We start from the raw sequence: 15,010 nt of genomic DNA on the forward strand, positions 1-15,010 counted from the left end.
TCACTCCTCTAGAAGTGCTGGACTCTGTCACTCATGTATATGAGTGACATGAAGAAGAGTGCAGCACTCCTGTACATGAGTCAACCCGCCGCGAAGAAGAATTCGCAGCGGGTTGAGGTGAGTTGAGTGTGCGTCAGTCAGCGGCGGGGATGCGGTAGCTGAAAACGAACTGGTCAGCAGCCATGAGGGTGTCGCAGACCTCGACCACACGGCCCTCTTCAGTCACGGCATTCCGGATGAGGTGAACGACCGGGGCACCGGGGCTCAGCGCCAGCTCGGAGGACTCCGCCTTGGAGGCCGGCCGCGCCTGGAGGGTCTCGACGAACTCCGCGAAGACGTGGCCGTCGTCCTCAAGCCGGGCGTAGATCCCACCGGGGCCGGGGTTCTCGGAGAACAGCTCGGGGATGTCCTTCACGACGTCCCACGGCAGGTACGACGTAGCGGTCTCGACCGGAGTGCCGTTACGGAAGTAGAGACGTCGGCGGGCCAGCACCTTCGTTCCGGTATCGACGCCGAGGCGTTCCGCAATGTCCTCGGGTGCGTCAGCCGGGCCGATGAACAGCACACTCACCTTGGCGGTCGCGCCGGCCTGCTCGGACTCTGCGAGGTACGCGGCCTTACCACCCTTGCGATGCGAGCGCCGGAACCGGTCCGAGGACCGATGACGCACTGGGGGCCGGGCCTTCACCAAGGAACCCTTGCCGTGCCGGGTCTCCACCAGGCCGCTCGCGCGGACCTCCACCATGGCCTTGCGGATCGTGCCGCCGGATACGCCGTAGCGGTCGACCAACTCGGACTCACTCGGCACCATGTCGCCAGGCTTGAGGACACCGGCCCGGATCTGCCGAACGATCTCGTCGGCGATCTGAACGTACCGAGGTACGGACCTGCCACCTCCTACTGCTGTTCCCATCGACCTACTCACTCTCCTATGCTCCTGTACATGAGTAACAGCGCCCAAGAAGCCCCGTCAACGCCGAAGCACAGTGTGTCCGTGGCGGGCGCGGTGGTGCGCGAGGACGGTCGACTCCTGGCGATCCGCCGGGCGGACAACGGGACATGGGAGTTGCCGGGCGGGGTGCTGGAGTTGGAGGAGTCCCCGGAGCAGGGAGTCAGCCGCGAGGTCTGGGAAGAGACCGGCATTCACGTCGAGGTCGACCAGCTCACGGGCGTCTACAAGAACACGGCCAGGGGCATCGTCGCCATGGTCTTCCGGTGCAAGCCTTCCGGAGGCACCGAGCGCACGTCCGCCGAATCGACGGCAGTCGACTGGCTCACCCCGGAACAGATCACCGAGCGGATGTCCGAGGTCTACGCAATCCGCCTGCTGGACGCCCTCGACGAGGCAGGCCCCCACGTGCGGAGCCACGACGGCAAGCACCTGATCCCAGCGCGGTAGAACTTTCCCTACTTCATCAAGGCGCCTCGCTCCGCTCGCCGCGCGCTCCCCGGCTCACCGCCGGGGCCCGACGCTCCTGCCTTCGGCCCGCTCTGGCCCCGGCTACGCCGGTCGCGCGGCTGGAGCGAGCACCGTGGTGGGGAAGAAACCCGCTGCGGCTGGGGCGGTCGGCTCCACGGCTTTAGCCACCTCCCCGGTTCGGGTCCCGCGTCGAGCAAGACCAGGGGGCCACTCGTTCAAATTCCGGGCAGGATCACAGCCTGCCCGAGTTGCCGGCCAGCGTACGGCCCCCTGATCATGCTCGACCCCAAACCGGGCAGGACACCGGCCAAACCCGCTCCGCCGACCTAAACCGGCAACACATCCCGCAAGACCCCCGGACGACACTATGATCACCCAGCAACACGTCATGGCGACAAGCACGACATGGGGATGGGGCAGATATGTCGAGTAAACAGCAGGGCCGGGGAAAAGTATTTCCGATTGCGGAAGCTTACGGATATCCACATGACTGCACTTCCACTGAGGCCATAGCTGCCCGCAGCGAAAAGGCTTGCCCTTTCACTAACGGGGAATGCGAAAAGCAGAAGCAATATGACGGTATGGGATATTGCTCTGTCAGGTACTCCGCCGCATGGGACGATCAGACACAAACATACGCCGTCTGCGACCATCGCCTAGATGGTAAGCCCACAGAGTGGGCCGTGCGCGACTTCTTCGGGGATCAACCCGCACGCCTCGTACCAGAAGTTACCGTCACACAAAGCCCACGACTGAACCTAGATTATGTGGCTTACGCAGATGACCCAAGTTACCTCAATGGCGTCAAAGCAATCGCTATCGAGACCCAGGCAATCGACCTGCGTGGGGGCGGAGTGGGGCCAGCTTGGCGAGCCTGGGAAGCAGGTGAGACGGAGTTGTGGCGTGAGTACTTCACCAAAGAAGCAGAGGAGAAGAATAGGCGCGACACGGTCGACTATGGAATCAATACGGGAAACGTATACAAAAGGCTTGGAACGCAGGTTGCAGTAAAGGGCGAATACCTTAAGCAAATCTCAGTACCGCTTTACGTGGTAATGCAACATAAGATCCTTGAGCAGCTACGCTCACGCATCAATTTTGTTCCACTGGGGGACTCTAGCCAATGGGACATCACATTCATGGGATTCGACTACGACGGAACCACAGAACCTGGGGGCCGGCTAGCGATGCCTCACGTGGAGACTGTGCGCACAAGCCTGGACAACTACACCACCGCCATGATTAAAAGCGGTCGCCCCCCCGCCGTGCGTACAGATTTCTTGGCCAAAGTGAAGCAAAAAGCGGCATCGCAACTTCGGCAACGAACCGAAACAGGTCCCACTCTTTTCTAAAAGAGGGCGTCATCCTGGTCCACTAGCCCATTCTTGCCCTCATTCTCGACCTCTTCGGGCAAGTCAATTCCTACATTCTTGCGCGCCGAACTGGAAAAGTGCGAGGTGATCTCGAAACCAATTGCCCTACGGCCGTTCTTCGCAGCAACAGAGAGCGATCTCCCAGTGCCGCAGAATGGGTCAAGAACCACGCCACCAGGCGGGCACGAACTTAGAATCCTCGGTTCAATGAGTTTGACCGGAAAGGTGGCTGAGTGCCCATCTGAGCCCGACGAGGCGTTAACAGTGACGACGTCGCGCGCACCGTCCTCGACGGCCGTCATGTCGTAGTAGTACTTCGCGCGCCCCTCCTTCGGCCGCTTCACGAAGTGATAGAAATGCTCGTGCGCCAAACGCAATCTGTCTTTCTCTGGTCGAGGAGGAACATTTCGTTTCTCCCAGATTAGATCGTTACGCAGAATCCAGCGATTGTCCTGCATAGCAATGGCGAAACGCGCAGGAATCATAAGGAGCTGCTTCTCTTGGCGAAATCCACCCATTGGCGTCTTGCGGCGCATCCTAGGTGTATCTCCGAGCCCTTGCCTTCCCTCAAGGCGAATACTGGACCAGCGAGCGAAATAGGTGTCACCGATGTTCACCCAGAGGCTGCCCCCCGGTTTGAGGGCGGACGCGCTCCGCTGAAAGAAGTCAGCCAGATTACTTACATACCATTCGGGCATTGGTTCCATGCCAAGGCAACCACCGTGCATGCGGTACCAGTCGTAAGAAGGGACCTGCTCCTTGACGTTTCCTTCAGAAAGCCACTCCTGAAGAATGTTCTCGTTATGGGTGAGCCCGTAAGTTCGCAACCCCCAGTACGGCGGCGAGGTGATTACTAGATCTACGGACTCTGGTGGAAGTTTATTCAACAGGTCATAAGCATCCCCTTCGTGAATCTCCACCACTCGCCCCTGGTGGGGGATTCTAATATTTTTCAAACTGTCCATCCTTGACGATCCTCACCTTTCGATCCATCAGCATTACACTCAGGGGAATTCTAACATCTTCAGCCCTGTTCGTACCCATCTGAAACGAAAACGACAGTGAAATTTCCCGTGAGGACCGTCACTCCAGATACTCGATGGCCACGCGATTCGAACTAATTCTGCAATTTCCCCTGACGTTCGAGTTTGTAATCGTATAGGCGACTCAGCTTTGTGAGCCACTTGGACTTACGAAAGATCCAATCTGCCTGATCTAGTTCCAGTATCAAATCCCCCGCAATTCCGGGCCCAGCAGCCGTCAACCACATCACGCCCAAAAAATCGTAGACTGCTGCGAGCTGATCATTCATCGCCGCGAGGTCTTTAACGGTCTCAAAACCGCTAAATGCCCCCCTGCGGGCCCTTGCAGCTCGCTCGTCTAGTTGTTCCTTCGAAGGGTGGACCACTCCGGAAAGGGAAGACCATCGGCCCTTGACCTCCTCACGGAATGTCTTCACTTCCTCCGGTGGCAGCAGTGGGTCCACGTCAAAGATCGGTTGGATACTTGACCGCGGAACCTCCTTCTTGAGGAAGTCGATCCGCTGCTCCCTAGTTATGGCGAGACTGGGACACTGCTGGTCGACGTAGAGGAACTTAACCGCTTGCTCGAGAAGATATCGACACTCTCGTCGCGCCACATTGTGCACACCTTGCGCAACCAGCGCTCGTATTGCCACGATGCATTCAAGCTCATCGTCTGTTCCTGCGTATACGAGGTATGTGTCGGCCGCTCGGGGAATTCTGGTAATGCCCATGTGAGACATATAGACTAGGTTGATCGCAGCCTCGGTCAGCCGATCCAGGCGTTTCAGTTGTCCCAGATATTGCGGTGACTCCAGATGCTCCTCGTGTTTTCGCTGGCGCTCTGCACGCTCTTCCTCTCGTCGCTTCCACCATGCACTGAAATCATCCATAGATTCCTCCGATCTCACCAACGAACCATTATTATGTCTCCGGCCGTGATCGAATATGAGAGAGCCAACTCGGATCCGAGCTCCTCACCGACCCGAGGATGCTACCGATCTGACCACCCCCATGAAGAGCATCCGGGCAGCCGCCGTCCACGGCAATGTGACCACCGATCGGGCAACGAGAGCTGTCGTGTCGGAGGACCGCGCACGTATCACGTACGCAGCCTCGGCGCTAAGATCGTCGTCGAAGCCGGAACAGCGGCCCTGACCTCTAAGCGCTGCGATGAAGAGTTGGGCCCGTGCCAGACTCGTGCCAGAACAGTGGGACAGCCCCGGTCAGTGGCGGTCACGAAATGGGCCATCTGACGGCAGGCCAAGTGGCGCTTTCCGCAGACTGAAGCTTCCTTCTCTGTAATCTGCCCGGTGATTCCCAAGCTCCGTAGCTGCACGGGCTTCAGCCGTGAGTTGCAACCGCCGGGCGGCCGACAGGCGGAGGTTCTAGCCTCTCCTGTCATGGAGTGGATATCGCTGGCCAGTACGGCACTTGGTGCGGCAATCGGGGTTGGCTCCACCTTGCTCGCTGATCGGGCTAGGTGGCGCAGGGACCGTGCCGGCCAGGACCTCGACGTGCGAAGGCAGATGTATGCCGACTACACCGCTGCGCTCTCACGGATCCGGACAGCGCTCAATGAGTGCGCGCAGGAGGACATCCCAGCTACCGAGCGGCCACGGAGGGTCCGTGAAGTGTTCCTGACGCCTGGTGCGTACGAGATCCGCCACCAGTTGGCCATCGTCGCACCACCGGAGATCGTGGAAGCCGCACGATCAGCATTCGTGGTCCTGAGGGATACCCGAGACCTGCTCGTGGCAGGTGCCTCGCTCGACGACGCGGCCTATGTGGAGATGGAGGAGAGGTTTGATGCTGCCGTGGCCGAGCTCCGCACCGTCATGCGTCTTGATCTTGGAGCGGCCAAGTCGATCACGGCACGATGACACGCAGCCGGCGGGACGGTAGCCCGTAGCCGCAGAAGGCTCGCACCAGATGCGCACCAGTTGGTACGGCGAACCGCGGTCAACGGCGGCTACCGAAGCAGTGCCCCTTGCAACCCAACAGGTACATAGCTGCTGGTCAGATGGTGAGCTGGCATGGCATTGCCTGCGATTCCCAAGCTCAGAGCGCGAGTTCGATTCTCGTCACCCGCTCCATAATGAAAGCCCTGGTCAGAGACCAGGGCCTTGTTTGTTGTCTAGACCACTTTTAGGGCCCGTGCCATTCGCGTGCCGAGCTCCGGGGAGTCTCCCTCTACTCGCTCGTCTACCGATGCCGCGAGCTGGGGCTGATCTCCGACGCGACTGCCAGCCAGCCGTATCAGCGTTTACGCGCTCTCGACGGCCAGCCGGGCTTCACCGCGGAATCCGTCTCGAACTTCCCCGGTGAACGGCCTTCGCTGCTTGGGCAAGCCTTCGAGCTGGCTGCCAGGGAAGCGGGCCTATCGGTTTCCCGACTGGCTCATGAGCTGGCGTGGACAAGCGAGAGGGTGCAGAACCTGCTGGACGTTCAGGAACAGAAGCCGGTGCTCCGGCTGGTCCAGTAGCAGCGCCGCTCGCCCCGAGGAGACGCGGGCGCGGCTCGTTTCCCGTTACTACTCCCAGGGCGTGCGGCATCGAGCCGACGTTAAGCCAGTAGCGCGTACGGACGCCACCAGGGCCGGGTCATCTCAGAGTCGGCCCTGATGGCGTGCTGACGTACTCGAAGGCTCAAGGCTCAGAGCGATGCCTCAACTCCGAGGCTTCCGGCACTGATGGCTCCCCGTAGGACGTGGGCGATCTCCTCGGGCTTGAGGTCGATGCCGTCGAGCCCCTCCATGGTCAGCGGAATCTCTTCCAGCGCGTATTCACCGCGGCCTACGGCGCTGAACTCTGGACCGGTGCGGTCATCGAAGGACCAAGTCGCGATGCGCGCGAGGTAGAAGAGCTGCCGCTCATCGTCGGACTCCATCGTGTGGAGGACGCGGATGATGTCGGCCTTCCCCGCGATCTCCTCGTGGATCTCCCGGTGGAGGGCCGCCTCCCGGGACTCGTCGCTGGGTTCGACGCCGCCGCCGGGCAGGACCCAGTATTCGGGGATGCCGGGCCGGGTGCGGCGGATGACCAGCATCGTGCCGTCTGCGGTGACGAGGACGGCGCGGACTCGTTCCATCATTTCGGTTTGTCTCCCTGCTTGTTGGTGGTCTCAGTGCAGCAGCCAGCCGCCGTCGACGTGGACGGATTGCCCCGTGATGAACGAGGCAGAGGGGCCCACGAGAAACGCCACCAGGGCCGCGACATCCTCGGGCCGACCACGGCGCGGAACACACTGGCGCTTGATCTGGTCCTCCGGCCGCGCACGGTGCTGGGCGGGGAGGGTGTTCTCGGCCTCGACCTGGATGGCCCCGGGCATGACGGTGTTGACGCAGATCCCGTACGGGCCCAGTTCGCGGGAGAGGGAGCGGGTCAGTCCCAGCAGCCCTGCCTTCGCGGTGCTGTACGCGACGAGGTTCGTCCGGCCGGCGCGGGCGTTGACACTGCCGATGTTCACGATCCGGCCCCAGCGGCGTTCGATCATGCCGGGGGTGAGCACATGGCAGGTGCGGTAGTGAGCGGTGAGGTTCACGTCGAGGGAGTAGTTCCAAGCGGTCTCGTCGGTGTCCTGCCAGGCAACGCGGGGGTAGGAACCGGCGTTGTTCACCAGGATGTCGACGGGTCCGACCTCGGCGCGGACGAGGCCGGCCATGGTCTGGACGCTGCCTGGATCGGTCAGGTCAGCGTTCACGGCGATCCCGGGGCTGCCCGCACGCTCGAAGGCGGCAAGGAGTGCCTGGACGTCGGGGTCCTGGCCGAGGTGGTTGACCGCCACGGTTGCTCCGGCGGCGGCGAGCGCCCGTCCGATCTCGGCGCCGATGCCGGTGGCCCCGCCGGTGACGAGGGCGGTGCGGCCCTGGAGCGGCCGGGTCTGGAGAGGAGACTCAAGCAGGGGTAGGGACATTGCTGCTCCGTTCACCGGGGTGGGGGTGAGGGGCCGGTGTGGTGGTGAAGAAGGTGTCGAGCACCGTGTGCGGATCCTGGCTCTCGGCGAGTTTGATCAGGACGAGCAGGAGGTCGTGTCCGGTGAGCCGGGAGGGCGGGATGACGCCGAGGACGCGCAGGGCGAGAAAGGCACGTATCTCCTCCAAGCCGCTGCCGTTCTCCTTGTGAAGGCTGTCCAGGGCACGGGTGATGGCCGCAGCGCGGCCGGGGCCGGTGTTCCAGGAGTACCGGACATCGATGTGCCGACTGCTCCAGTGCAGTTCCAGGTGCTCGACACGCGGGCGGGCCAGGGGCGGCAGGGCGAGGCGGAGGGTGCGGGCGTACACGTCGGGCTGGTAGCGGGGGACGAGCCAGCCACCCAATGCCATCAGGTATCAGAGCAGGTTGGCGGCCTCGCCCGCGACGGTGTTGCGCCCGGCGAACTCGAAGTCGAGCCAGCACAGCGGGTCGGCGATGTTCGGTTCCGTGGGGTCGCCCTGCGTCAGACCGGCGAGTCTGCGGCGGTCGGGAGCCAGGGCAAGGCGGAGGTTGCCGATGGTGTCGGCGACGTTCAACGTCAGCGGTCTGCCGTTGGCAGTGAGGGTGAAGTCAGCCAGTTCCCGGAGGGTGAATGTCGTATCGGTGAGGGGCAAAGTAAGTGGCAGGTCGCGGCGCAGGTACCAGCGGTCCAGTCGGCTACCGGGGCGGATGCGGTCGAGGTAGAGGTCCGGGACGCACTCGGACAGCGGCACGCTCTTCCCGGTCTCCTCAGCCGCTGCTCGCAGGTCGGCGCAGACCCCGTCCACGAGGCGGTTCAAGCGGGGCTGGACGGCCGGATCGCGGTCGGCGAGGGCGATCACGTCGCCCATCAGCAGCTCGCACCGCCCGGTGGCGAAGACGTCCTCGTAGACGAGGAGCTGCCTGTCCGGTAACGCGATCTGCCCGTGAAGGGCGGGAACTGCCATACGGGAGGCAAGCCGTGCCCATCCGTTCGCCTCGGCTGCGACCCGCTCCCGGGTCGCCACCGGCTTGTGGAAGACACCCGCTGTTGCCGTGGCCCGTCGGGCGATCGCGCTCACCGTGTCTCTCCAGGGAGGGTGTCCAGCCAAGCCTGGAGAACGAGGAGCGCGAGCGCTTCGGCGGCGAGCGGCTCGGTGCGGGCGGTGGTGACCAGGCTCGTGTCCTGCCGTGTGGCGTCGAGGAGGGCGGTGAGGGCGTCGCTGTCGGAGGGGCACTCGATCCCACTGAAGCGGAGCTGAATCTTCGCGAGCAGCGCGGTGACCTTGTAAAGGGCGCGGAGGTCGGGGCTTCCCTTGAGGAACTGGCGGCGGATCTCGATGGCGGCCTGGATGCCGTCGCGCAGGCTTACAGCGACGTCAGTGGCCGCGTCCGGAGCGGGCAGAGCCAGGCCAGGGGTGGACCACAAGGGGACCAGCGACCCGCTGCCGATGAGAGCGAGGACGTGAAGGAGTCGAGAGGTGATGGCGCCGGCCCGGCACTCGGCGCGGGTCAGTACGGTCATGCCCAGCTTGACCCCGCCGAGTTCGGTCTCCAGATCCGCGAGGATCTGGCGCATCTCGTCGAGGGAGGACGTGTCGGCCACGACAAGGACGTCGAGGTCGCTCCAGCCGTGCTGGTACTTGCCCCGGGCGCCGCTGCCGGTGACGGCCAGCAGATCGATCAACGGGCGCAGGCCGGTGGTGCGGTCGAGAAATTCGGCCAGGTAGGACTCCAGGTGTACGGGGAGTCCGAGCGCGTTGACCGGCATGGTGGAGGGCTGGTGCTCCGGCCAGCGGCGGTCGAGCGCAATGCGGTCCAGCCGCCGCTCCAACTCCAAGCGCGGCCCGTCGTTGCCGATGACCTTGTGGGCGATGGAGACGATCTTGTCTGCGCCTCGTGCGCTTTTGATGAGGTCGCGGTCCGCGACGTCCTGGGCCCCGGCGGTGCCCCGCCGGGTGCGCGTGGCCTCGCAGGCGTCCAGGTAGACGATGGTGAGCTGAGGTCCGAGCATCCGGGCGAGTTCGGCGGTCGAGTCGAAGTCGTGCAGCGACTCGATGCTGACGGAGTCGAGGAAGTGGTGGGCCTGGCAGAAGCGGTCCAGCGCGTCCACGATCAGCTCGGCCTGCACGACCGATCCCAGCCGGTACGGATCGTGAATCCCCGCCCGGCCAGCCGCGTCCTCGATGAGGTACCCGATCTTGAGGCGGGCGTGGCCGTGCTGGGTACGCAGGTACTCGCCGGCCGTGCTCTTGCCGCTCTCCGACATGCCGCCCAGCGCGGTGACATGCACTCCTGCCAGAGCCCTCCCGGGCACCTCCGGATGCAGGGGTGCCAGGAGCCCGCGGACCTCATCCTGGACGGCGATGGTCGGCCGGTCGCCGATGCGGATGGACGTCGGGAAGCGACCGTCGTCGACGAGCCGGTTGATCTGCTCGTGGAGGTGGCGCTGGTACGCCGCGTAGATCCCAGTGACCGTCGCCTCGTGGGCCAGGCTCCGGCGGGTGCCTTCCTCAGGGTCGTCGCAGTGCAGAAGGACGAGGGCGTGCTCGCCCTCCTCAGCGGCACGCAGGTCGGTCTCATACGAGGTCAGCAGGAGTCGGGCCCGGTCCGCGGCCTGCTCGGCGCCCAGATCCTCCCGTACGGCGACCGTCGCGGCGACGGACGCCTCCAGCATCGGGATGCCCCGGTCCAGCAGGCGCACCGGCGCGGAGAAGGGGTGCCGGGAGCGTTCCAGGTAGGAGGTGGCGAGGACGTCGGCGACCTCCTCGACCGGATCGGTCTCGAACCACCAGCGGGCCATGCCGCCGGCCTTGATGGCGGCCCAGCGGGGGTCGTAGTGGTCGAGCGAGCCAGCAGAGGTCGCGGCCCGGCCCATGCGCCGGGCGAGGATTCCGATCTGCTTGGTCTTCCCCGTGTTGTCGGGGCCGCTGAACGCGACCGACAGGGGGAGGGGATACGTATCGCTGTTGTACGGACTGGACATCGGCTTCCCTTCACTGGTGATGCGGAGCGGGTACGCCTGCAAGGCGCCGTGAACGCCCTGCGGCGAGAACTCGATGGGGCTCCGACCTCGCCCCCGGGTCGAGAGGCAAGGACGGGCCGGAGTGCCTATACGGGGCCGTCGGCCAACGGAACGTCCTCGGCGCTGAGCGTCGCCTGCGCCAACGGGACCTGTGCGGAGGAGTGCTCGGTGTGGGCCAGATGTCCGACCATGGCGAGCCCGGCAGCCGTGCCGAGGGCCCACACCCAGCTCAGGGCGGTCTCCAGCGGGTCGGGCACGCGGGAACGGCTCATCGGACGGGCTCTCGGACGGCGGAGCCTTGTGTCGCACTGGGCTGACGCGGGAGCGGAATCGTGCGGGTCCGTGCGTTGTCAGGGGGCATCGCCACCGTCGTTCCTCTCAAGGTGTCCGGGCAGGCGCCAACAGGCCCTGAACAGGGCCTATTCGAGCCATTCGGAGTTCTGCGGAGTGATGTTCAGTGAACGACGGGCCGCGCTCCCGGGACAGGGCCCAGGATGTAGTCCTGCGTAATCCCGCGTAATCCAGGTGGGGAGGGGTGACGGGGTGCCGAGGAACCCGGCCGTCGCGGAACTGATCAAGCGGGCCTGCCAAGAACGCGGCTGGGGCCCCTCGGAGTTGGCGCGTGCTCTCGGCCTCGCTGAATGCGGCGACCCGCGCCGCCTGCAGCGCCAGCACGCCCGGCGGTGGATAGAAGGCGAACGAACTCCCGGCCACTGGTGGCCCTACATCGCGCAGGTGCTGGCACTGAATCCCGAGGCGATCAACCTCTCGGAGCCCACGCCTGCGGCACCCCGCACAGATACCGTTGCATCAGTCCTGCACCTGGGAAGGAGCGACGTGGAACGCCGGGAGTTCATCCTCGCCTCCAGCGGATACGCGCTGTCCGCACTCAGCCTGCCCGACATGGACAGCATCACCCGCCGAACCAAGACCGCCCTTCCCGGAGCGGTCCGCGTCGGCCAGGGCGAGGTGGCCGCCGTACGCCACATGGTCAAGGCCCTCGGCGACTCCGCCTCCGAACTCGGTGGCGGGCACGCCCGCCACCTGGCCGTCCGCTACCTCATCCAAGACGTTGCCCCTTGGCTGGAGGGCCACTTCACCGAAGCCACCGGCCGCGACCTTTTCGCCGCCACCTCCCAGCTCGTCCACCTCGCCGGCTGGATGGCTCAGGACGAAGGCGACACCCCAGAGCTGCGCGGCCTCGCCCAGCGCTACTACGCCCATTCCTTCCGCCTGGCGGCAGAGGCTGGCGATCCGGAACTGTCAGCAACGGCTCTCCGCGGCCTCGCCGTCCAGTGCGTCGACCTCGGCTACCGGGCCGAAGCCGTCCAGCTCGGCGAAGCCTGCGTGGAGTACGGCCGCCACCTCGACAACCCGCGTGCAGTCGCCTACTACGAGGCCACCCTCGCCAACGCCGCCGCCCAGGACGACGACCGTCGCATGGCCACCAAGCACCTCGCCCTGTCCGAGACCGCCATCGGCAAGCCGACCGCCGCAGCCGGCGACTCCTGGGCCGCCCACTACTCCCCCGGCCGCTGGGCCCACGAATCCGGCATGATCCTCTCCCGCCTCGGCGACCTCGACGCCGCCGAGGAACACCTCCACCTCGCCCTCGACATCCACGGCCTCGACCGCCGCCGCACCCGCGCCATCGTCCTCGCCGACCTCGGCGGCGTGCGCCTGCGCCAAGGCGACGTCGATGGCGCCATGGCCACCTGGAGCGAGTTCCTGGACTGCGCCGACGGCATCCGCTCGGTGAAGGTCCAGGCCGCCTTGCAAGACATGCGAGTCCGCCTGCGCCGGTACACCGGAGTTCCAGAGGCCCAGCAACTCCGCGAGCAGGCAGCGCGCATCTCAGGCTGATCTCGGTGCCAACTCTGTCAGTAGCGGGTGATAAGCCTGTTCTTCAGCCAATCAGCCCGGCACCACCTGAAGGTCAACCGCCCAGTCGGTGCGGGGTGCATGCACCACGCGGACCGACACCGCACTTCACTGACAAGGATCACCATGCTCGACTTTCACGAGTTGGCGCCGGACGGCGAGGGCCTGGAGCAACTAGTCCGAGAGCTGGCACTGGCTCTCGGCTACAGGGCCAAGTGGTCCGGCCGGGGAGCGGACGGCGGACGTGACCTTCTGCTGGAAGAACCTGGGGTCGCCCTGCTGGGAGCGAAGACGCGGAAATGGGTGATCTCGTGCAAGCACATGACACATGCCAAGGATGGTGCAGGGCGCTCGGTCAACGGTGAAGACGTAGGGAGTATCGGCGGCATCGTGGATGCCGTTGCGCAGCACGACGCCGACGGCTTCCTCCTCGTCTGCTCCACCCAACCCTCAAGCGCCCTGGTGTCCAGACTGGAATCGATCGAGCGAACCAAGGGCGTGCACACCCACGTGTGGGATGGAGTGGAACTTGAACGCATGCTCGCCACTCCCCGAGGCTGGGCGGTGGCCCAGCGGTTCTTCCCGGTGAGCGCCGAAGCCAGCGGGTGGAAAGTCTTCGCCACGAGCGAGCCCAACCGTTTCATCGGTATCACCCGCGGCTTCTACCTCCGTGTCGCCAACCGACACGGAAGCGCAGTCGGATTCCCACTCAAATGGATCGACGAACGTCTGGACAGAGTCGCCTCGATCGCATTGCCCGTTGGGCACGAAATTCGCCCCCGGGGTGTCTTCTACGACGACAAGCACGGCGGGTTCGTCTGGTACCTCGACTACTTGCACGGATATCGAAGTTGGCAGCGCGAGGAGATCGAGCCGCCGATGAATGAGTACACATTGCGTCAGCAGCTTGGCGACGATGGCGTCTCCTTTGATGACGGACAATACGACAACTTCGAGATCACCTTCAGAAAGGTCAACCGGGGTCACGACGCCTACGACGCAGACCACTACCGGTACTACGAGAGCGTCCCCAGCTACGTCTAGGCCGCCAGCCTCGCATAGTTCATGTGAAGCCCCATGCCACACGGCTGAAAAGTTGCAGCCGAGACTCCCTGGGCCGGGTTGACGAAGACTCCCAGCAACACTCATTCCCCCTGCGTCCGCCTGCTAGAAGGGCGTCTCTGCATGCTCTCGCAACCAGAAATTGGCAGGTCTAAATCCGGGGCGCAGAGCGACCTGCACCAACGTCCATCCACCCCAGAAGTCGCCGATTTGGCCAGAGTCCATGCCGTGCACAATGGCGGAGACTGGACGGTCGCGATTATACATAGGCATCTCCGCCCCTTTAGGCCAGTGCGGCTCGATAAGTGACGAGAAGCAGAAGGATTCGAGCTCTCCGACAGCCTGCTCGACCCCGAATCCGGCATGCGTTGAATTACCCACGGAATGGGTGAAGTGAGCCATGAATCGCATCTTTTCGGTTTGCCGGCGATGCTCGAAGTCCACTGACGCCAAGAACGTCGCTGCCGTGAGGGACGGACGCTCCCTGGTGGGGGCCAAGGCGACTGTGCTGCCAGCACTGCCATCGTGCCGATAAATAGCAGCATCTTGGTAGCCGGTGTCCTGAAGAGCGCTGGTCACGTACTGGCGAAGAAGACGGCGCTCTCCAATCTCCACCATAGTTGGACTCTCCCACTCAACCCTCATGGCGAGAATGGCACGTGCTCCTACGGCGGGGTGTGGATCCGTGGGCTCTTCGATCGGGTGATCGACGTGGGCCGCACCCGAGGCGATCAGCCACAGAGCATGAAGGTCTCTCTCCTCCTTGGCGGTGTCACCAGCTGGCACCGTCTGCGCAAGTGCACGAGCCAGCAGCTGCACTAGACCCCATGACGGAAGCCGACTACCAGTGAACGCGTCGTGGATGCGGCTCCTGCTGGCCACCCCGGCACCAACGCTTCTGGTGAGGTCGCGAACCGAAGGTAGCCCGGCGCGCTGGTGCAGGTCGTGCAGAGCGTTGTTGAGGTCACGCAGCGGGCCGAAGGGCAGGTCCGGCCTCTTCAAACGCGCCACGCTCTCCCCCTGTGTCCCTCGGCGTCAGAGTCCGTCCGATTCTGTCCGACGTTGCCAGGCGCCGTCCATCAGCGTCTTGGGAACCCCCGGACGGCACACGCTGGAGCGGATACATCGAACGACCTGAAGGAGTTGCCGTGTTGGGGGTTTCCTGGACCGCAGTCAGTGAAGGTGTGATTGCCGAAGCGCTGGGGTCGCTCGCAGCCATGGCTGTGGTGACCGCGGGCGCTCTGCTGCGGAAGCGGTTGCGTCGCGACACAAGGCAGCACCCGGCGAATATCCTT

The 15,010-nt window shown here is 64.3% G+C and carries 15 protein-coding genes; 5 read left to right on the forward strand and 10 right to left on the reverse strand.

Features of this window, described 5'->3' with window-relative positions:
• Positions 1–133: 133 nt before the first annotated feature.
• Entirely contained in the window at positions 134–913 is a 780-nt protein-coding gene (locus tag ACIOHC_RS05225; protein ID WP_401841496.1) for a GntR family transcriptional regulator, read from the reverse strand.
• Between the two features lie 18 nt (positions 914–931).
• Here ACIOHC_RS05225 and ACIOHC_RS05230 point away from each other — a divergent pair, with 18 nt between their 5' ends.
• Both ACIOHC_RS05230 and ACIOHC_RS05235 read left to right on the forward strand, forming a co-directional pair.
• Positions 932–1,399, forward strand: a complete 468-nt coding sequence (locus ACIOHC_RS05230) for an NUDIX hydrolase (RefSeq protein WP_401841499.1) — start codon at positions 932–934, stop codon at positions 1,397–1,399.
• 704 nt (positions 1,400–2,103) lie between these two features.
• A complete protein-coding gene (locus ACIOHC_RS05235; RefSeq protein WP_401841502.1) occupies positions 2,104–2,772 on the forward strand; it encodes a hypothetical protein in 669 nt (222 codons plus the stop codon).
• On the opposite strand, the gene ACIOHC_RS05240 is transcribed toward ACIOHC_RS05235, so the two are convergent.
• Positions 2,769–3,713 carry a DNA-methyltransferase gene (locus ACIOHC_RS05240; protein ID WP_401841503.1) on the reverse strand — a complete coding sequence of 315 codons (945 nt, stop codon included), beginning with the start codon at positions 3,711–3,713 and terminating at the stop codon, positions 2,769–2,771. The two genes, ACIOHC_RS05235 and ACIOHC_RS05240, sit on opposite strands and share 4 nt — an antisense overlap.
• Positions 3,714–3,910: 197 nt before the next feature.
• Positions 3,911–4,708 carry a hypothetical protein gene (locus ACIOHC_RS05245; RefSeq protein ID WP_401841504.1) on the reverse strand — a complete coding sequence of 266 codons (798 nt, stop codon included), beginning with the start codon at positions 4,706–4,708 and terminating at the stop codon, positions 3,911–3,913.
• Between the two features lie 510 nt (positions 4,709–5,218).
• Between ACIOHC_RS05245 and ACIOHC_RS05250 the strand changes: the two genes are divergently transcribed.
• Positions 5,219–5,698, forward strand: coding sequence for a hypothetical protein (locus tag ACIOHC_RS05250; protein ID WP_401841506.1), 480 nt, complete (start codon positions 5,219–5,221; stop codon positions 5,696–5,698).
• 772 nt (positions 5,699–6,470) lie between these two features.
• On the opposite strand, the gene ACIOHC_RS05255 is transcribed toward ACIOHC_RS05250, so the two are convergent.
• The 6 genes from ACIOHC_RS05255 to ACIOHC_RS05280 form a co-directional block, all read right to left on the reverse strand.
• Positions 6,471–6,908: an NUDIX domain-containing protein gene (locus tag ACIOHC_RS05255; protein WP_351071611.1), complete on the reverse strand. Its 438-nt coding sequence runs from the start codon at positions 6,906–6,908 to the stop codon at positions 6,471–6,473.
• Between the two features lie 30 nt (positions 6,909–6,938).
• Entirely contained in the window at positions 6,939–7,730 is a 792-nt protein-coding gene (locus ACIOHC_RS05260) for an SDR family NAD(P)-dependent oxidoreductase (protein ID WP_351071614.1), read from the reverse strand.
• Positions 7,711–8,139, reverse strand: coding sequence for a hypothetical protein (locus ACIOHC_RS05265; RefSeq protein ID WP_401841509.1), 429 nt, complete (start codon positions 8,137–8,139; stop codon positions 7,711–7,713). Before ACIOHC_RS05265 ends, ACIOHC_RS05260 begins: the two co-directional genes overlap by 20 nt.
• A gap of 6 nt (positions 8,140–8,145) precedes the next feature.
• Positions 8,146–8,829 carry a hypothetical protein gene (locus tag ACIOHC_RS05270; protein WP_401841510.1) on the reverse strand — a complete coding sequence of 228 codons (684 nt, stop codon included), beginning with the start codon at positions 8,827–8,829 and terminating at the stop codon, positions 8,146–8,148.
• The gene (locus ACIOHC_RS05275) at positions 8,826–10,733 is read right to left on the reverse strand and encodes a nucleotidyltransferase domain-containing protein (RefSeq protein ID WP_365691469.1); all 1,908 of its coding nucleotides are present in this window, start codon (positions 10,731–10,733) and stop codon (positions 8,826–8,828) included. Before ACIOHC_RS05275 ends, ACIOHC_RS05270 begins: the two co-directional genes overlap by 4 nt.
• Positions 10,734–10,858: 125 nt before the next feature.
• Positions 10,859–11,044 (reverse strand): hypothetical protein, encoded by a 186-nt coding sequence (locus ACIOHC_RS05280; RefSeq protein WP_351071621.1) that lies wholly within the window; start codon positions 11,042–11,044, stop codon positions 10,859–10,861.
• Positions 11,045–11,315: 271 nt separating this feature from the next.
• On the opposite strand from ACIOHC_RS05280, the gene ACIOHC_RS05285 reads away from it, so the two are divergent.
• Positions 11,316–12,635: a tetratricopeptide repeat protein gene (locus ACIOHC_RS05285; RefSeq protein WP_401841513.1), complete on the forward strand. Its 1,320-nt coding sequence runs from the start codon at positions 11,316–11,318 to the stop codon at positions 12,633–12,635.
• A 144-nt stretch (positions 12,636–12,779) separates the two neighbouring features.
• Positions 12,780–13,697, forward strand: coding sequence for a restriction endonuclease (locus ACIOHC_RS05290; RefSeq protein WP_401841515.1), 918 nt, complete (start codon positions 12,780–12,782; stop codon positions 13,695–13,697).
• A 123-nt stretch (positions 13,698–13,820) separates the two neighbouring features.
• Here ACIOHC_RS05290 and ACIOHC_RS05295 read toward each other — a convergent pair whose 3' ends face one another.
• The gene (locus tag ACIOHC_RS05295) at positions 13,821–14,717 is read right to left on the reverse strand and encodes a hypothetical protein (protein WP_401841517.1); all 897 of its coding nucleotides are present in this window, start codon (positions 14,715–14,717) and stop codon (positions 13,821–13,823) included.
• Positions 14,718–15,010: the final 293 nt, after the last annotated feature.

It is taken from the genome of Streptomyces sp. NPDC088252 (assembly GCF_044740965.1).
Taxonomy (GTDB): Bacteria; Actinomycetota; Actinomycetes; order Streptomycetales; family Streptomycetaceae; genus Streptomyces.